15 protein-coding genes and 1 pseudogene are annotated in these 15,555 nt (G+C 59.8%); 9 read left to right on the forward strand and 7 right to left on the reverse strand.

Features of this window, described 5'->3' with window-relative positions; translation table 11 throughout:
• From ATI02_RS10170 to ATI02_RS10180, 3 genes are read right to left on the reverse strand one after another with little or no spacing between them, the layout of a single operon-like run.
• A complete protein-coding gene (locus tag ATI02_RS10170; protein ID WP_100846192.1) occupies positions 1-327 on the reverse strand; it encodes a DUF3325 domain-containing protein in 327 nt (108 codons plus the stop codon).
• Positions 327-1,913: a PepSY-associated TM helix domain-containing protein gene (locus ATI02_RS10175; RefSeq protein WP_100846193.1), complete on the reverse strand. Its 1,587-nt coding sequence runs from the start codon at positions 1,911-1,913 to the stop codon at positions 327-329. Before ATI02_RS10175 ends, ATI02_RS10170 begins: the two co-directional genes overlap by 1 nt.
• A complete protein-coding gene (locus ATI02_RS10180; RefSeq protein ID WP_095188778.1) occupies positions 1,910-2,215 on the reverse strand; it encodes a DUF3649 domain-containing protein in 306 nt (101 codons plus the stop codon). Before ATI02_RS10180 ends, ATI02_RS10175 begins: the two co-directional genes overlap by 4 nt.
• Positions 2,216-2,391: 176 nt before the next feature.
• On the opposite strand from ATI02_RS10180, the gene ATI02_RS10185 reads away from it, so the two are divergent.
• From ATI02_RS10185 to ATI02_RS10200, 4 genes are all read left to right on the forward strand, one after another.
• Positions 2,392-2,880: a sigma-70 family RNA polymerase sigma factor gene (locus ATI02_RS10185; protein WP_100846194.1), complete on the forward strand. Its 489-nt coding sequence runs from the start codon at positions 2,392-2,394 to the stop codon at positions 2,878-2,880.
• Positions 2,877-3,809: a DUF4880 domain-containing protein gene (locus tag ATI02_RS10190; protein WP_100846195.1), complete on the forward strand. Its 933-nt coding sequence runs from the start codon at positions 2,877-2,879 to the stop codon at positions 3,807-3,809. The genes ATI02_RS10185 and ATI02_RS10190 overlap by 4 nt, the downstream gene beginning before the upstream one ends.
• A 177-nt stretch (positions 3,810-3,986) precedes the next feature.
• Positions 3,987-6,320, forward strand: coding sequence for a TonB-dependent Fe(3+) dicitrate receptor FecA (gene fecA, locus ATI02_RS10195; protein WP_100846196.1), 2,334 nt, complete (start codon positions 3,987-3,989; stop codon positions 6,318-6,320).
• A gap of 273 nt (positions 6,321-6,593) precedes the next feature.
• Positions 6,594-6,962 (forward strand): endonuclease domain-containing protein, encoded by a 369-nt coding sequence (locus tag ATI02_RS10200; RefSeq protein WP_100846197.1) that lies wholly within the window; start codon positions 6,594-6,596, stop codon positions 6,960-6,962.
• A 260-nt stretch (positions 6,963-7,222) separates the two neighbouring features.
• On the opposite strand, the gene ATI02_RS10205 is transcribed toward ATI02_RS10200, so the two are convergent.
• Together ATI02_RS10205 and ATI02_RS10210 are read right to left on the reverse strand one after the other, a co-directional pair.
• Positions 7,223-7,627: an HPF/RaiA family ribosome-associated protein gene (locus ATI02_RS10205; protein ID WP_095188774.1), complete on the reverse strand. Its 405-nt coding sequence runs from the start codon at positions 7,625-7,627 to the stop codon at positions 7,223-7,225.
• Positions 7,628-7,827: 200 nt separating this feature from the next.
• A complete protein-coding gene (locus ATI02_RS10210) occupies positions 7,828-8,775 on the reverse strand; it encodes a LysR substrate-binding domain-containing protein (RefSeq protein WP_095188773.1) in 948 nt (315 codons plus the stop codon).
• Positions 8,776-8,911: 136 nt separating this feature from the next.
• Between ATI02_RS10210 and ATI02_RS10215 the strand changes: the two genes are divergently transcribed.
• From ATI02_RS10215 to ATI02_RS10225, 3 genes are all read left to right on the forward strand, one after another.
• Positions 8,912-10,288, forward strand: a complete 1,377-nt coding sequence (locus tag ATI02_RS10215) for an L-serine ammonia-lyase (protein ID WP_100846198.1) — start codon at positions 8,912-8,914, stop codon at positions 10,286-10,288.
• A 63-nt stretch (positions 10,289-10,351) separates the two neighbouring features.
• The gene (locus ATI02_RS10220; RefSeq protein WP_100846199.1) at positions 10,352-11,653 is read left to right on the forward strand and encodes a serine/threonine transporter; all 1,302 of its coding nucleotides are present in this window, start codon (positions 10,352-10,354) and stop codon (positions 11,651-11,653) included.
• Positions 11,654-11,957: 304 nt separating this feature from the next.
• Positions 11,958-12,275 (forward strand): DUF3509 domain-containing protein, encoded by a 318-nt coding sequence (locus tag ATI02_RS10225; RefSeq protein WP_100846200.1) that lies wholly within the window; start codon positions 11,958-11,960, stop codon positions 12,273-12,275.
• Here ATI02_RS10225 and ATI02_RS10230 read toward each other — a convergent pair.
• Positions 12,272-12,772, reverse strand: a complete 501-nt coding sequence (locus tag ATI02_RS10230) for a phosphate-starvation-inducible protein PsiE (RefSeq protein ID WP_095188769.1) — start codon at positions 12,770-12,772, stop codon at positions 12,272-12,274. The genes ATI02_RS10225 and ATI02_RS10230 overlap by 4 nt on opposite strands.
• Before the next feature lie 339 nt (positions 12,773-13,111).
• Between ATI02_RS10230 and ATI02_RS10235 the strand changes: the two are divergent.
• Positions 13,112-13,366, forward strand: a pseudogene (locus ATI02_RS10235) (YebG family protein); the annotation flags it as partial.
• A 145-nt stretch (positions 13,367-13,511) separates the two neighbouring features.
• Here ATI02_RS10235 and ATI02_RS10240 read toward each other — a convergent pair.
• Entirely contained in the window at positions 13,512-14,531 is a 1,020-nt protein-coding gene (locus ATI02_RS10240; RefSeq protein WP_100846202.1) for a Leu/Phe/Val dehydrogenase, read from the reverse strand.
• Between the two features lie 184 nt (positions 14,532-14,715).
• Between ATI02_RS10240 and ATI02_RS10245 the strand changes: the two genes are divergently transcribed.
• Positions 14,716-15,519, forward strand: coding sequence for a SirB1 family protein (locus ATI02_RS10245; protein ID WP_100846203.1), 804 nt, complete (start codon positions 14,716-14,718; stop codon positions 15,517-15,519).
• Positions 15,520-15,555: the final 36 nt, after the last annotated feature.

Raw genomic sequence — 15,555 nt, forward strand, 5'->3', positions numbered from 1 at the left:
TCAGCACTGCGCCCATGCCGCGACCGGGCTGGCCAGCAGGCTCAACCCGGCCAACGTCAAGGCCAGACGCGGCCGGTAGGGCAGCAACAGCACCAGGGCCAATGCGCTGAGCATCAACACCGCAAACCAGTCGACCAGACCGAAACTCCAGCCTTTGACGGCCACCGCAGCCCATAGCGACAAGGCCAGCAACAGCCACCCGATGAGTTTCAATCCCTGACGGCGGCGCGCCGAGGATGTGTGCCCGAGCAATTCATCATGGTGCCGAGGCATCGCCAGACACAGCGCGGTGAACCCGGCGTAGCAAAGCAGAAGCGCCAGCAGCATCAACTCGCCCCTTGCTCAAGCGTGACCGGCCGCGCCGTTTCGCGTTGTACTTTTTTCACTCTGACATTACTTGCGCCACGCTGCATTTTCCACGCGGCCCACGCGAGGAACACCCCGGCAGCGAGGCACGTCAGGTCGAAACCGGCGAGCACCCAATCGCCCGACGCAAGTGTTGCGCCGAGATTCCATGGTGTGGTCAGCGCATTGATCAGCGGTACCGCGATAAACAGCACAGCCCCCAGCCCAAGCTGCTCAACCCAGGCCTTACGCCCCGGACGAAGCAGCGCATGCACCACACTCAGCCCCCACATGATGAAAAACGCATTCACTTCCCAATCCGCGCGACCGGCCAACCCCACCGGCAACAGACGATTGGCCAGGAAGAACACCGCCACCGCCGACACCAACCCGGCCATGCTGGCGATGTTCAGCACTTCCACCAAACGCAACTCGAACGGCATGACCCCGCTCTTGGCGTGTTTGAGTTGACGCTTGCCCAGCCAGATCACCAGTCCGGTGCCGATCATGGCCGTGCCGGCCAGACCGCAAATGAAATACAACCAGCGCAACACCGGCCCGGCAAAGTGGCCCATGTGCAGACCATAGAAAGCACCACCCACTGCCATTGCCACAGGCTGTTGCGGGGTGCTGCCGAGCATCTGTCCGGTGACGCCATTGAAGGTCACGGCGTTACCAAAGTCGTGCACGACGCGGTCGCCTGCGCGAGACAACACCACCGACGCATTTTCATCGCCCGGATTGCTTACCGACAGGCGCGTGGTCTGGCCGCCCGACCATTGCTCGCTGGCCTTGGCCAACAGCGGCGCCATGGGTGCCAGAGGCGCGGCAATATTGGCGCGCTCCGGTGTCTTCGAGGCGGGGAAAACCTCATCGAAAAACGCCCTTACGTCGCCGTTGTAGGACACCGCGATGCTCGCCGGCATGACCATCGACATGAAAATCACCAGGCTGCTGTAGGTGATCATCAGGTGAAACGGCAACACCAACACGCCGACAGCGTTATGCCCATCAAGCCAGGTACGCTGGCCCTTGCGCGGGCGGAAAGTGAAGAAGTCCTTGAAGATTTTCTTGTGGGTGATGATGCCGGTGATCAGCGCGACGAACATCACCATCGCCGCGATAGTGGCCAGCCAGCGCCCCCACGGGTAAGGCATTTGTAGCTGGAAGTGGAAGCGGTAGAAGAACTCGCCGCCCATGCTTTCGCGGCCCAGTACTTCGGCACCGGTTTGCGCATCGAGGGTTTTCGACTCGAAACGGCCACGTTCGCCAGGTTTGGCTGGCGATGGCTGCCAACGCACGGTCAGGCCGGGATCACGGGCATCGGGCAAGCTGATCAGCCAGCGTGAGGCACCGGCCGCATGTTGCTGTAGATATTCCTGGGCCAGGGTCAGGCTCGCTTCGGCATTGATCGGCCGCGCCGGGATTTCCGGCTGCATCCAGTGACTGGTTTCGTCCTTGAAGTACGCCAGTGTTCCCGTCAGGAAAATCGCGAACAGCAACCAGCCGAACACCAGCCCGGTCCACGTGTGCAGCCAGGCCATGGCCTGGCGAAATCCTTCTTTCATGCGTATCCCAAGCCCCGCGCCGCGCCAGAGATCGTCGCCAGTACCACACTGGGCACCAGCAAACCGACCCAGGCCGACCACGCCGTTCGGCAGGCAAAGCACCAAAGCACGGCGACCAGATACACCAGAAACGAAATGGTCATGCCGGTCACCACCGCTTCAGCACGGCTCAACGGCAGCCATAGCGTCAGGGTGACGCTGGCCAGCGCTGCGACCAGATAGCCGCCAAACACTGCCGCCAGCACCCGCGAGGTGACGGCCAGACGGTAGGACATGGGGAGTGCGGCAAATTTGGCTTTCATGTTTCGACCCTGAAACGAAAAGCGTTCGGCCGACAAGCCGAACCAACAGGCGAGCAATATTAATGATAAATATTCTCATACGCAAAAGCATCTGATTGCCGGACAGCCTTTCCCACCCCTACAATGCGAACAGTTCTTGTTCTCTAACGTACAAAAGTGCGCCCGGAGTAATACCGTTGCCGTCCGCCCATCCCGTCGAATCGCTCTATCAGGAACATCACAGCTGGCTCACTGGTTGGCTGCGGCGCAAACTCGGCTGTCCGGACAGCGCGGCGGATCTGGCGCAGGACACCTTCATCAAAGTGCTGACCGCACGCGAAGCACCGGTGATCATCGAGCCGCGCGCCTTTCTCACCACCCTTGCCAAGCGCGTGCTGTGCAATCACTACCGCCGGCAGGATCTGGAGCGCGCCTACCTCGACACCCTCGCACAGATGCCGGAAATGGCTGCGCCGTCGGAAGAAGACAAAGCGATCATCCTGCAAACCCTGATGGAGCTGGATCAACTGCTCGACGGTTTGCCACGGCTGGTCAAACGCGCCTTTTTGCTGGCGCAGGTCGATGGCCTGACTTATCCGCAAATCGCCGTCGAGTTGGGCATTTCGGTCGCGACGGTCAAACGTCATCTGAACAAAGCGGCGATGCGCTGCTATTTCGCACTGTGAACCGCGTTCCGGATTTCTCCTCGCAAGTGGCCGAACAGGCTGTGCACTGGCTGATGGAAATGCAGCAAGGCGCCTTCACCGCGCGCCAGCAACAGGCGTTGCAGCAGTGGCTGGACGCCCACAGTGAACATCGCCGCGCCTGGGAACACATTCAGCGAGTCAACCAGCGCATGCGCGGTATTTTTTCGCCGCTGGCGCATGCGGTGCTGAATACACCGAAGTCCGGTAGCCGCCGTCAGGCGCTGAAGCTGCTGCTGATTCTTGGCGCCGGCTCCGCCGTCACCTGGGGCATGCGCGAGCACAACCCGTTGCCGTCGCTGCTCGCCGATTACCGCAGCCCGCTGGGTCAGCGACGCAAGATTGCGTTGGGGGCGGGCAGTCAGTTGCAACTCAACACGGCCAGTTCAGTGGATGTAGAGAGCGGGCAAGGATTGATCCGTTTGCTTGAAGGCGAAATCCTCCTGACCGCTGCCCAACCCTTCGAAATACGCACCGCGCAGGGGATTCTGAAAACCCCAGGCGCACGCCTGAACGTACGGCAGTTTGCTGATCGCACGCAGGTGGCGCTGTTCGAAGGTCGGGTTGAACTGACCGCCAATGGACGCGCGCCGATGTGGCTGCCCGTCGCCCGGCAACTGAGCTTCAGCTCGACGTCTGTCAGCGAAGCCGGACCTCTGGACGCCAACAGCGGCGCCTGGGCCGAGGGCATGCTGGTGGCGGCGCACATGCGTCTGGGTGATTTCCTCGATGAGCTGGGACGCTACCGCCGCGGCCAGCTCAATTGCGACAAGAAGGTCGCCGATCTGCTGATCTCCGGGACTTATCCACTGGACGACAGCGAGCGAATCCTCGATCTGCTGGAAATCAGTTTGCCGGTGAAGGTGAGGCGTTTTACCCGTTATTGGGTCAGCGTCGAGGCGCGGGTGTAACCGCAAGGTCAAAAGATCGCAGCCTGCGGCAGCTCCTACACGGGATTTGTGTACACCCTGTAGGAGCTGCCGCAGGCTGCGATCTTTTGCTCTTCAAAAAAAATGAGCCGTTTTTCAGATCTGGCGTGACAGAGAAGGAAAGCCCCCCTTGATTCAACCTTCTCAGGACCCTCCACCATGCACCCCACCCGCCTCACGCCACTGGCCCGCAGCCTGCGCAACCTTGTCTTCGGCGCCAGCCTGAGTTTCGGCGCCCTGCCCGCCGCGCTGGCTGCCGACGCCAAGGCTTATCACATTGCGCCGTCGTCGCTGGAAAACGCCCTCAACCAGTTTGGCCGTGAAGCCGGGGTGCTGATCTCGTTCGGCTCGCAAGTCACCAGTGGCGTGCAAAGCCGCGGCCTGGAGGGCAGCTACACCACCGAGCAAGGTTTGAATGCATTGCTCGAAGGCACTGGCCTGCAAGCCCGCGCCGAGGGCGATAACGCCTTCAGCCTGCAACCGGCGGGTGACACAGCGCTTGAGCTGGACACCTCGAAAGTCGTCGGCGACTGGCTCGGCGATGCGCAGCAAATCAACGTTTTCGAACACCCTGGCGCCCGGGACGTGATCCGCCGGGAAGACTTCGAACGCCAGGGCGCCACCCAGGCGCGCGACGTGCTCAACCGCATCCCCGGCGTCAACGCCCCGGAAAACAACGGCACCGGCAGCCACGACATGGCGCTGAACTTCGGCATTCGTGGTTTGAACCCGCGCCTGGCCGCACGCTCGACGGTGTTGATGGACGGCATCCCGGTGCCGTTCGCGCCCTATGGCCAACCGCAGTTGTCATTCGCGCCGATCAGCATGGGCAACATGGATGCGGTGGACGTGGTGCGCGGCGGTGGCGCGGTGCGTTACGGTCCGCAGAACGTCGGTGGCGTGGTCAACTTCGTGACCCGGGCGATTCCCGACGAGCCGACGGTCAAGGGTGGTTTCCAGACCGAAACCAGCCCGTCGTCGAGCCACGATGGCTTCAAGACCAGCGCCAATCTGCTGGCCGGCGGCACCAACGCCAACGGTCTGGGCGGCGCTTTGCTGTACTCCGGCACTCGCGGCGGCGACTGGCGTGAGCACAGCGACACCGAGATCGACGACCTGATCCTCAAGGGCAAATACCAGCTCGACGAGGCCAACAGTTTCAACGCCATGGCTCAGTATTACGAAGGCAAGGCTGACATGCCCGGCGGCTTGAACGTGGCTGATTACGATGCCGATCCGTACCAGTCGACGCGGCCGAAAGACCAGTTCTGGGGCCGGCGCACGATGTTCAATTTCGGTTACCGCTATCAGGAAGATCGCCGCGAGTTCACCGCCAACACCTTCTTCACCAAAACCCTGCGCAGCGGTTATCTGGATCAGGGCAGCTTCCTGTCGCTGTCGCCACGCGAGTATTGGGTGCGCGGCTTCGAAACCCGCTTCGCCCAGGGTTTCGACCTCGGCCCGACCAGCCATGAAGTCGGCGTCGGCTATCGCTACATCAACGAGGCGGGCCACGAACTGCGCTACCGCACGCCGATTGCCAGCAATCAATACCCGACCACCGACAGCCGCAACGACCGCGATACGCGCGGCGGCACCGAAGCCAATGCGTTCTTCGTCGACGACCGCATCGATATCGGCAAGTGGACGATCACCCCGGGCGTGCGCTACGAGATGATCGAATCGCAGCAGACCAACAACCTGACCAACGTCAAATACAAAGGCGACTACAACACCGCGCTGCCGGCGTTAAACGTGCTGTATCACCTGACCGACAGTTGGAACCTGTACGCCAACACCGAGGGTTCGTTCGGCAGCGTGCAATACAGCCAGATGCCCAACCGCGTCACCAGCGGCGAAGTGAAACCGGAAAAAGCGCGCACCTGGGAACTCGGCACCCGTTACGACAACGGCGCGTTGCGCGCAGAGATCGGCGCGTTTCTGATCAACTTCGACAACCAGTACGAAAGCAACCAGACCAACGATTCGGTGATCGCCCGTGGCGAAACCCGCCATCAAGGCATCGAGACCAGCGTCAACTATGCGCTGGACGACTTGAGCCCGGCGCTGGCCGGTTTCGATGTTTACGCCTCTTACGCCTACGTCGATGCGACCATCCGCGAAGACGGGCCGAACAAGGGCAATCGCGTGCCGTTCTCCTCAAAACACAAAGGCACGATTGGCGTCGGTTACACCGAGGGGCCGTGGAAACTCAATTTCGATAGCAGCTTCCAGAGCGACCAGTTCGCCGACAACGCCAACACGTCGAAAGAAAGCGCCGACGGCAGCACCGGCAAGATCCCCGGCTACATGCTGTTCAGCAGTCGCGCGGGCTATGACTTCGGGCCGCAATTGTCGGATCTGAATGTGGCGGTGGGGGTGAAGAACATCTTCAACACGCAATACTTCACGCGTTCATTCGATGACAACAACAAGGGCAAGTATGTCGGGGAACCGCGCACGGTTTATGTGCAGACTTCTGTAGCGTTCTGAGGATTGAGAAGCCCCTCACCCTAGCCCTCTCCCAAAGGGAGAGGGGACTGATCGTGGGATGCTTGCGAGGTACGCCGACCTGTACGTGCTGTGCCGAATCCATAATCGACTCGACCTGAAACCGCTTTGCCGAATCCATAATCGACTCGGTCTGTCAGGTCGATGTACAACGCCAGACACCTCGGTCGGCCCCCTCTCCCTCTGGGAGAGGGCTGGGGTGAGGGTTCTCGGCTACAGTGAAATATCAAACCAACTTCACAAGGATCGTGAAGCATGCAAACCCGCTCCACCCTCGCCCAATTCGCCCGCCAGCTCCGCGTCAACCAAACCGATTGCGAACACCTGCTCTGGCAAAAACTCCGCTCCCGCCAGATCGCCAATCTGAAATTTCGCCGGCAGTTTCCGTGTCCGCCTTACGTTCTGGATTTTTACTGTGCGGAGTTGAAATTGGCGATTGAGCTGGACGGTGGTCAGCACTTTGAAACGCAGGGACTGATTCATGATCAGCGCCGGACACGCTATCTGAATCAAAAGGGGATTGAAATTGTGCGTTTCAGTAATCTCGAGGTGATCCAGCAGATGGACGATGTGCTGGAGCAGATCATAAGAATTGCAGCGAATCGAAAAATACCCTCACCCTAACCCTCTCCCAGAGGGAGAGGGGACTGACCGGGGGATGCTTGCGAGCTACGCCGACCTGATTCTGCTTTACCGAATCCATAATCGACTCGGTCTTTCAGGTCGATGTAACCCGCAACACACCTCGGTCGGCCCCCTCTCCCGGAGGGAGAGGGCTGGGGTGAGGGGGCGCTCTCTTATGCCCTGCGCAAATAACTCCACAAACAAAAACGGGCCTGCTTCCGCAGGCCCGTTCTCATTGGGTGGCTTATGAAATCAGCGTATCAACTGTTGATCGCTGCCTGTTCATTCTCAAGAAATTCTTCCTCCAGCAGTGCGTCATTCGTCTTGCTGAATGGCACCACCGCAGCACGTGGTTTGCCGCGCAATTTGCCAAACAGGTGCTCCAGCGCGTGCTCCAGTTTTTCGGCTGCACCGTCGATCGCCTGTTCCAGCGAATCGGCTTTGTGGGTGACGGAAATCGGTTGATGGCCTTTTGGCCGCGCTTCCAGTTGGCAGCGCAAGTCATGAGGACCAGGTTTGTCGCCGTTCTCGTCGCTCAGGTGGACTTCGACACGGGTCAGGTCTTCTTCATAACGTTCGAGCGTGCTCTCAATGGTTGTACGTACCCACTCCTCCAGTCGTTGACTACTTTGAATATGGTTATCGCTGTTGACTTGGATTTGCATAGTTCATCCCTTATTTCAGCTAGCTCGCGAGAGGCCGTAGACATATTTTCTTGACCTCTTGGTTACAACAATCGGCCCGACCGGCGAACATTTCAACCCCTGAAAAAAGATAAATATTCATTCGCAAAAAAAGCCGGACAACCGGGCACAGCGCTGGTAAGGTCGGGAGTTGGGTCGCCTGGTCGCCCTGCAAAATTCACTCACAATTGCCCGTCGTTCAACGGGTGCAGACTGCGAAAAATCCCCGCCTCCTCCACCAGCCAGTCATGCACCGCACGCACGCCCGGATGGCTCAACGCCCCCGGCGCATAGAGCAACACGTAGCGTTTGTGATTGGGCACCGACAGGCCGAACGGCACAATCAACGTGCCCCGCTCCAGTTCATCGTTGAGCAGCGTGCGTCGGGCAATCGCCACGCCCATGCCGGCGATGGCGGCTTCGATGGTCAGGTGATTGCGATTGAACGTATGCCCGCGCCGCACATCGGCCCCTTCGAAGCCGATAGCGTTCAAATAGAATTCCCACTCCGCGTATTCATAACTGCCGCGCCAGGCGGTGATGTCGTGCAGCAACGGAAAATGCACCAGATCCGCCGGCCCGTGCAGCGGTGGGCGGCCACGCAACAGGCTCGGCGCGCAAACCGGGAAAATCTGTTCATCGAGCAAGGCTGTGGATAACAGTCCTGGATAGCTGCCGTCATTCAAGTCGATGGCCAGATCAAAATCGCCCTCGTGCAATGGCACGCTGCTGTCCTCAGCCACCAGTCGTAGCTGGATATCCGGATAACGCTGTTGCAGTCGCGGCAATCGTGGCGTCAACCACTTACTGAGGAACGAAGGAATCGACCGCACGCGCAGAATTCCGCTGATCATCCCCGCATCCAGTCGGCGCAATTCGGCGTCGATGCTGCCGTAGGCTTCGTTGACCGTCATGGCCAGCCGCTGCCCTTCTGCACTTAACTCGACCCCGCGAGCGCGGCGGTGAAACAGGCGAAAACCGAGGCGCTCCTCCAACTGGCGGATTTGCTGGCTGACCGCGCCCGGCGTGATGTGCAGTTCTTCCGCGCAACGGGTGAAGGACAGGTGCCGCGCGGCACAGGAAAACACCTGCAGCCAGACGTAAGTCTGGGCATGCAATTGACGACTCATCGTTTAGTCCTGCTAAAGGCTGTCTTAGGAAGTTTCGTTGGTCACTGAAGATCAAGGTGGGCAGTATCGCCGACATTGCGCTTGTCCTACAAAAAATGGCGGCGATTTCCTACTCCATTGCTTGTAAGGCTTTAGCATGGCTATCAGTGTTTTCGATCTATTCAAAGTCGGCATCGGTCCGTCCAGTTCCCACACCGTAGGCCCTATGCGCGCCGCCGCGACTTTCGCCCAGGCGTTGATCGATCAACGGTTGTTGAACGATGTGCGCCGCGTTGAAATCCGTTTATACGGTTCGCTGTCGGCCACCGGCGTCGGCCACGCCACCGACCGCGCCACGGTCATGGGCCTGATGGGCGAATGGCCGGACAGCATCGATCCGTCGACCATTGATCCGCGCATCCAGCAACTGCGCGAAAGCGGCCAACTGTCGCTGGCCGGTCAACGCTCGATTGCCTTCAACTGGCAAAGCGATCTGCTGCTACTCGACGAAAGCCTGCCCTACCACCCCAATGCCATGTCGCTGACAGCCTTTGGCGAAACCGCCGAGCTGTTTACACAAACGTACTACTCGGTCGGTGGTGGTTTCATCATCGAAGCGGCGGAGGCAGAGTCGGGCGTGGCCCCGAGCGGCGACGTGGTGTTGCCGTACGATTTTTCCAGCGCCGCCGAACTGCTGTCGCTGTGCAAAAAACACAATCTGCGGGTCAGCGAATTGATGATGGCCAATGAACGCGCATGGCGCACTGACGCACAAATTCGTCAGGGGCTGCTGCACATCTGGTCGGTGATGCGCGAATGCGTTGAACAAGGACTGCGCCACGAGGGCATTCTGCCCGGTGGTCTCAATGTGCCGCGCCGTGCCGCAAAACTGCACCGCAGCCTGTTGGAAATCGGCAAGCCGAATGTCATCAGCTCGACGCTGTCGGCCATGGAGTGGGTCAACCTGTTCGCCCTCGCCGTCAACGAGGAAAACGCCGCCGGTGGACGCATGGTCACTGCGCCGACCAACGGCGCGGCCGGGATCATTCCAGCGGTTCTGCACTACTACATGAAATTCAATCCGGACGCGTCCGACGACGACGTCGTCGCGTTCTTCATGGGCGCTGCGGCGGTCGGCATTCTGTGTAAGAAGAATGCCTCGATCTCCGGCGCCGAAGTCGGCTGTCAGGGCGAAGTCGGCTCAGCCTGCGCAATGGCGGCCGCAGGCCTTGCCGAAGTGCTCGGCGCCACCCCGGAACAACTGGAAAACGCCGCCGAAATCGGCCTGGAACACAACCTCGGCCTGACCTGCGACCCGGTCGGCGGGTTGGTTCAAGTGCCGTGCATCGAGCGCAACGCCATCGCCGCCGTGAAAGCGATCAACGCGACACAGATGGCCCTGCGCGGCGACGGCAACCACTTCATCTCCCTCGACCGGGTGATCCGCACCATGCGCGATACCGGCGCCGACATGCACGACAAATACAAAGAAACTTCACGGGGCGGCCTGGCTGTCAGCTGGGTGGAGTGCTGAGGAGCATTCCCCGACCGTCCGCAATACGTGAGCCCGAGCAAGAATAATAACGAGGCGATACCGATGACCGATGTACGTACACCTGCTGCCGAAAACCTCGCTGTAGATCTGGCACGCAACGCAGAAACTGCCCACAAGGGCTGGAGCAAATTCGACACCACCTGGATGCTCGGGTTGTACGGCACCGCCATCGGTGCCGGTACGTTGTTCCTGCCAATCAACGCTGGCGTTGGTGGTTTCTGGCCGTTGTTGATTCTCGCCGTGCTGGCATTCCCGATGACGTACTTCGCTCACCGTGGGCTGACCCGTTTTGTCTTGTCCGGCCGTTCCGGCGACATCACTGAAGTGGTCGAAGAGCACTTCGGCATCGGTGCCGGCAAGCTGATCACGCTGCTGTATTTCTTCGCGATCTTCCCGATCCTGCTGGTGTACAGCGTGGCGCTGACCAACACCTTGAGCAGTTTTCTCGAACATCAATTGCACATCGCCCCGCCGCCACGGGCGATTCTCTCACTGGCGTTGATTCTCGGCCTGATGGCGATCGTGCGTTGCGGCCAGACCGTGATCGTCAAAGCCATGAGCGTGCTGGTTTATCCGTTTGTCGCTGCGTTGCTGCTGCTCGCCCTCAGCCTGATTCCGAACTGGAACGGCGCTTTCTTCGCCAGCGCTCAAGAGGCAATGCCGATGTCGGTGTTCCTCAAGACGATGTGGCTGGCGATTCCGGTGATGGTGTTCTCGTTCAACCATTCGCCGATCATTTCGGCCTTCGCGGTTGACCAGAAACAACGCTACGGCGACCAGGCCGAACGCAAGAGCAGCGGCATCCTCGCCATGGCCCACGGCATGATGGTGATCACGGTGATGTTTTTCTGCTTCAGTTGCGTGCTGGCGCTGTCGCCGGCGGATCTGGCGGCCGCAAAGGCGCAGAACATCTCGATCCTGTCGTACCTGGCCAACCACTTCCAGACCCCGGTCATCGCCTATGCCGCACCGCTGATTGCGCTGGTGGCAATCACCAAATCCTTCCTCGGCCATTACATCGGCGCCAGCGAAGGCTTTCAAGGCATGATCGCTAAAAGCCTGCGCAGCCGTGGCCGGGTAATGTCGGCGAGCTGGCTGAACCGTGCGACCGCGCTGTTCATGATCCTCAGTTGCTGGGCCGTGGCCACTTTCAATCCAAGCATTCTCGGCATGATCGAAACCCTCGGCGGCCCGGTGATCGCCTGCCTGCTGTTCCTGATGCCGATGTACGCCATCCGCCGCGTGCCGGCCTTGCGCCAGTATTCTGGCCAGGCATCCAATGTGTTCGTGGTGCTGATCGGCCTGATTGCACTGTCTGCGATCATCTACTCGTTCCTGCCCTGAAAACGGGCCACAAAAAAAGGCGAGCCACGCGGCTCGCCTTTTTTATCCCCGTGTTCATTGTTCGACAATTTTCCCGGCACAGCCCTTGCTACACCCCTGTAGGAGCTGCCGCAGGCTGCGATCTTTTGATCTTTGTGATCCTCATGACCGAAATCAAAACACCGAAGATCAAAAGATCGCAGCCTGCGGCAACTCCTACATGAAGCAACCACACAGGCCACGGAATGGCCGATGGTCTGGATGGACGAACCAACCCGATCACGGCCGGTCAACAACTGCACGTTCAATCAGGCGGTGACGCATCATGGACAATCCTTTTCAGATCATTACCGATGCCTTTGCGCCGGACTATCAGATCAACCTGAGCATTCAGGGCCTGGACGGCAGCATCATGCTGACCCTGTCCAACAGCGGCCGGATCGTGGCCAAACGGATGATCAGCGCCGAACAGCGCAATGACCCGAAACGCCTCAAACTGCTGGTGCAAAGCATTCAGTTTGGCATCGCGATTGAGCAGGGCCATAGCGCCATGGCGATTCTCGAAGCCATGACCAACGGCGACGGGCTGACCCCGCCACCGCCTCAGGTCAAAGGCCAGCCCCGGCCAGTCGCGGGACTTTAAAGTTCGCCCTTCTCCACTTCGGGATGCTCACCGGAACCGGCACCGAGCTTGCGTTGCGGTTTTTCGATCTTCACCGAGGGGAATTGCGACGAAGCGTAACGCACCACCAGAATCGAGAACGCCAGCAGCAGAATGCCGCCGCACAGATAAATGATGCCCATGTCCGGCGGGTTGTGGTGCGAGACGTTGGAGATCAGCAGTCGGGTCAGCGCGGTGATCGCCACGTAGATCAGGAAGCGCACCGGCATGTGGTTGGTCTTGAAGTAAATCCCGACCATCGCGCCCAATTCGAGATAGATGAACAGCAACAGGATGTCATCGATCTTGATATGCCCTTCTTCGAGCATGCCGAGAAACTCCATCACCGCCGCCCACGCCGTCACCGCACCGATAGCGAACAGCGCCAGATAATGGAAGGTTTCGACGAACAGGTTGCCCAGGGACTCGGCCAGTTGATGCACGTTTTGCCGCAGTTTCTCGGCCCAGTTGATTTTCACGATGTTGTTTCCTTAGCCCGATGCGAGCGGATGATGCGTGTTGGACGTGACGGTTTTCTGCACGCGCCTGATTTCATGCAGAAAAGAGGCCATGCCATCATGGCGAGCCGCCACAAAACCTGCGCCGTGGCGTTTGGTCGCAGGGCACCGTCCTGAGCCAAATCCTGTGGGAGCGAGCCTGCTCGCGAATGAGGGCGACACGGTCGATCTGACAAACCCGAAATCCGGTCTACATTGAAAAGCCACTACCCAAAGCGTAGGGATTCGCTTATCCTTTTCGCTGTATATAGATACAGTAGTCGCAAAGACAACTAAATGTGAAGGCATGTGAGGTGGTGAATGGCCGTCGAAGTGGTATACCGCAGCAGCCGAGATCTGGAGCGCTTGTTCATGGATAAAGCCGAAGCTGACCGTCATGACAAAATGCTCGAACTGGCCGAATATCTGGCCGATGTGCTGCAAAAAGCCGTTCCGTCGCTGACTGAACAGCAAGTGGAAGAAGCCGGGATCTACATGGCGAAGAACCGCGATGTGTTCGCCCGGGCGTTCAAGAGCCAGCCAGATGCCCTGTCGGAGCTGATCAATGCGCCGGCAGAGCCTGTCGAGCAGGCTGAGGTAGCAGACGATGCCGAAGCGCCGGTTAAACCGGCCAAAGCGGCGAAGGCCGCGAAGTAATCGATGCCCGAATTGAATAGGCCCTGAGTCGAATGGCTCAGGGCCTTTTTCATGCCTGTGAAACTCAGCGATACAAAACTTTTTCCGCCAACTCATCGGCCACCCGCGCCGGCGAGCGTTTTTCCGCCTGCGCATGGGCAAAGACTTCGGTCAGCCGTGAACTGATTTTCGACAGGTGCGCGGTAATGGTGGTCAGCTCCTCGCCGCGATGTTTCAGCGAGACGTAAATCAGGCTACCGGCATTGATCACATAGTCCGGCGCATAAAGGATGCCGCGCCGCTCCAGTTGATCGGCAACATCCAGATGCGTCAGTTGATTGTTCGCCGACCCGGCCACCGCCGAGCAGCGCAGTTGCGTCACCGAGTGACTGTTGAGCACTCCGCCGAGTCCACACGGCGCAAGAATGTCGCACGGTGTGCTGAGCAACGCGTCGTTGGCGATCGGGTGAGCGTTGAGCTGCTCCATCGCCAGTTGCACCTTGCCGTGATCGATGTCGCTGACCAGTAGCTCGGCCCCGACGGCGTGCAGTTGTTCGGCCAGCGCGAAACCGACATTGCCCAACCCCTGAATCGCTATGCGCAAACCTTCCAGATTATCGCTGCCCAGTCTGGCCATGGCGGTTGCGCGAATCCCGGCGAACACCCCCATTGCCGCGTGCGGCGCAGGATCGCCGGCCGAAGTGGTGCTGGTGACATGCTGGGTCTGCTGTGCGATGCAGTCCATGTCTGCGACCGAAGTGCCGCTGTCGATGGCGGTGATATAGCGGCCGTCGAGCTGATCGATGCAACGGCCGAAGGCTTCAAACAGCGCCCCGCGATTTTCCACATGCACCGGCCGCACAATCACCGCCACGCCACCGCCTTGGGGCAAGCCCGCCAACGCGGCTTTGTAGCTCATGCCCTGGGCGAGACGAATAGCGTCTTCGACAGCCGACTCGTCATTGGGATAGGCAAGGTAACGGCACCCGCCCAGGGCCGGCCCCAGACGACTGTTATGAATGGCAATGACCGCCTTCAACCCGGAGACCGGGTCAACGCTCAGGTGCAGCGATTCCAGGCGAGTGCTTTGCATGAGCGCAAACATCGTTGGGCTCCCGAATCACTTCTTGTAGAACGCCAGTATAGGCTTGCGTCCGAAAATTGCTGGAGCGCACCGGAATAAGCGCCCCGCGGATGATGGCTTTGCGGAATAAACACAGACGCGCATGGCCCGGCACTGGACGAATGCCACGGACGGGGCTAAAACGAGGCATTCCCCGGAGATTGTCATGAATCCGCGCCAACGTTTTTTCGAGTGTCTGCACCGTTCACCGCCCGCGTTGTTGGAAGCCGCGTTGTGGATGGCCGCCGAGCACGAAAAAGCGATCGATCCCGAGGCGCTGCTACAAGACTTCAAGGAGCTGCAGCAACGCGTCAGTTTCGGCTTGCCAATGCTGCCGGTCAGCGAGCTCGCGCAGCCGTTACTGCGACGCATGATTGAGTTGGGTTTTGCCCAGGATGACTTTCTGCCACTGCGCCCCCAGGCTGCGCTGTTGCATAAAGTGCTGCAGACCCGTCGCGGCCAGCCGCTGGCGCTGGCGCTGATTGCTCTGGAGCTGGCGCGCGGTCTGGAGATTCCACTGGTCGGAGTCAATTTCCCCGGGCACTTCCTGCTACGGGTGCCTGGTGCCGATCACTTGCTGGATCCGTGCGGGGGGCGACGCCTGTATCCCAATGACTGTCGCGAACTGTTGCAACGTCAATACGGGGCGCACATGAAACTCAACGCCGAGCATCTGCTCACGGCTACGCCCGTGCAGATGCTCCAGCGCCTGTCACGTAACCTGCGTCAATTGCACCTGACCCACGATGACTTTATCGCATCGCTGATCGACGCCGAGCGTGTACTCGAACTGGGTAATGCCGGCGCCGCCGATTACCTGGCCCGGGCCAGTCTGTATCAGCGGCTCGACTGCCCGAATGCCGAACGCTTCGACCTGGAGCGTGCGCTGTTGCTCAGCGAAGATCCGATACAGCGCCTGCGCCTGACCGAGCGGCTCGGGCATCTGCCGCCCAATTCGGTTGTTCACTAATCCCCTGTGGGAGCTAGTCTGCTTGCGATGCAGGCG

It is taken from the genome of Pseudomonas baetica (genome assembly GCF_002813455.1).
Classification (GTDB): Bacteria; Pseudomonadota; Gammaproteobacteria; order Pseudomonadales; family Pseudomonadaceae; genus Aquipseudomonas; species Aquipseudomonas baetica.

Excerpts from the sequence above, each read along its gene's own strand:
- ATI02_RS10170 (WP_100846192.1), bottom strand. The coding sequence starts at position 327 with ATGCTGCTGGCGCTTCTGCTTTGCTACGCCGGGTTCACCGCGCTGTGT.
- ATI02_RS10175 (WP_100846193.1), bottom strand. The coding sequence starts at position 1,913 with ATGAAAGAAGGATTTCGCCAGGCCATGGCCTGGCTGCACACGTGGACC.
- ATI02_RS10180 (WP_095188778.1), bottom strand. The coding sequence starts at position 2,215 with ATGAAAGCCAAATTTGCCGCACTCCCCATGTCCTACCGTCTGGCCGTC.
- fecA (WP_100846196.1), top strand. The coding sequence starts at position 3,987 with ATGCACCCCACCCGCCTCACGCCACTGGCCCGCAGCCTGCGCAACCTT.
- ATI02_RS10200 (WP_100846197.1), top strand. The coding sequence starts at position 6,594 with ATGCAAACCCGCTCCACCCTCGCCCAATTCGCCCGCCAGCTCCGCGTC.
- ATI02_RS10205 (WP_095188774.1), bottom strand. The coding sequence starts at position 7,627 with ATGCAAATCCAAGTCAACAGCGATAACCATATTCAAAGTAGTCAACGA.
- ATI02_RS10210 (WP_095188773.1), bottom strand. The coding sequence starts at position 8,775 with ATGAGTCGTCAATTGCATGCCCAGACTTACGTCTGGCTGCAGGTGTTT.
- ATI02_RS10215 (WP_100846198.1), top strand. The coding sequence starts at position 8,912 with ATGGCTATCAGTGTTTTCGATCTATTCAAAGTCGGCATCGGTCCGTCC.
- ATI02_RS10220 (WP_100846199.1), top strand. The coding sequence starts at position 10,352 with ATGACCGATGTACGTACACCTGCTGCCGAAAACCTCGCTGTAGATCTG.
- ATI02_RS10225 (WP_100846200.1), top strand. The coding sequence starts at position 11,958 with ATGGACAATCCTTTTCAGATCATTACCGATGCCTTTGCGCCGGACTAT.
- ATI02_RS10240 (WP_100846202.1), bottom strand. The coding sequence starts at position 14,531 with ATGTTTGCGCTCATGCAAAGCACTCGCCTGGAATCGCTGCACCTGAGC.
- ATI02_RS10245 (WP_100846203.1), top strand. The coding sequence starts at position 14,716 with ATGAATCCGCGCCAACGTTTTTTCGAGTGTCTGCACCGTTCACCGCCC.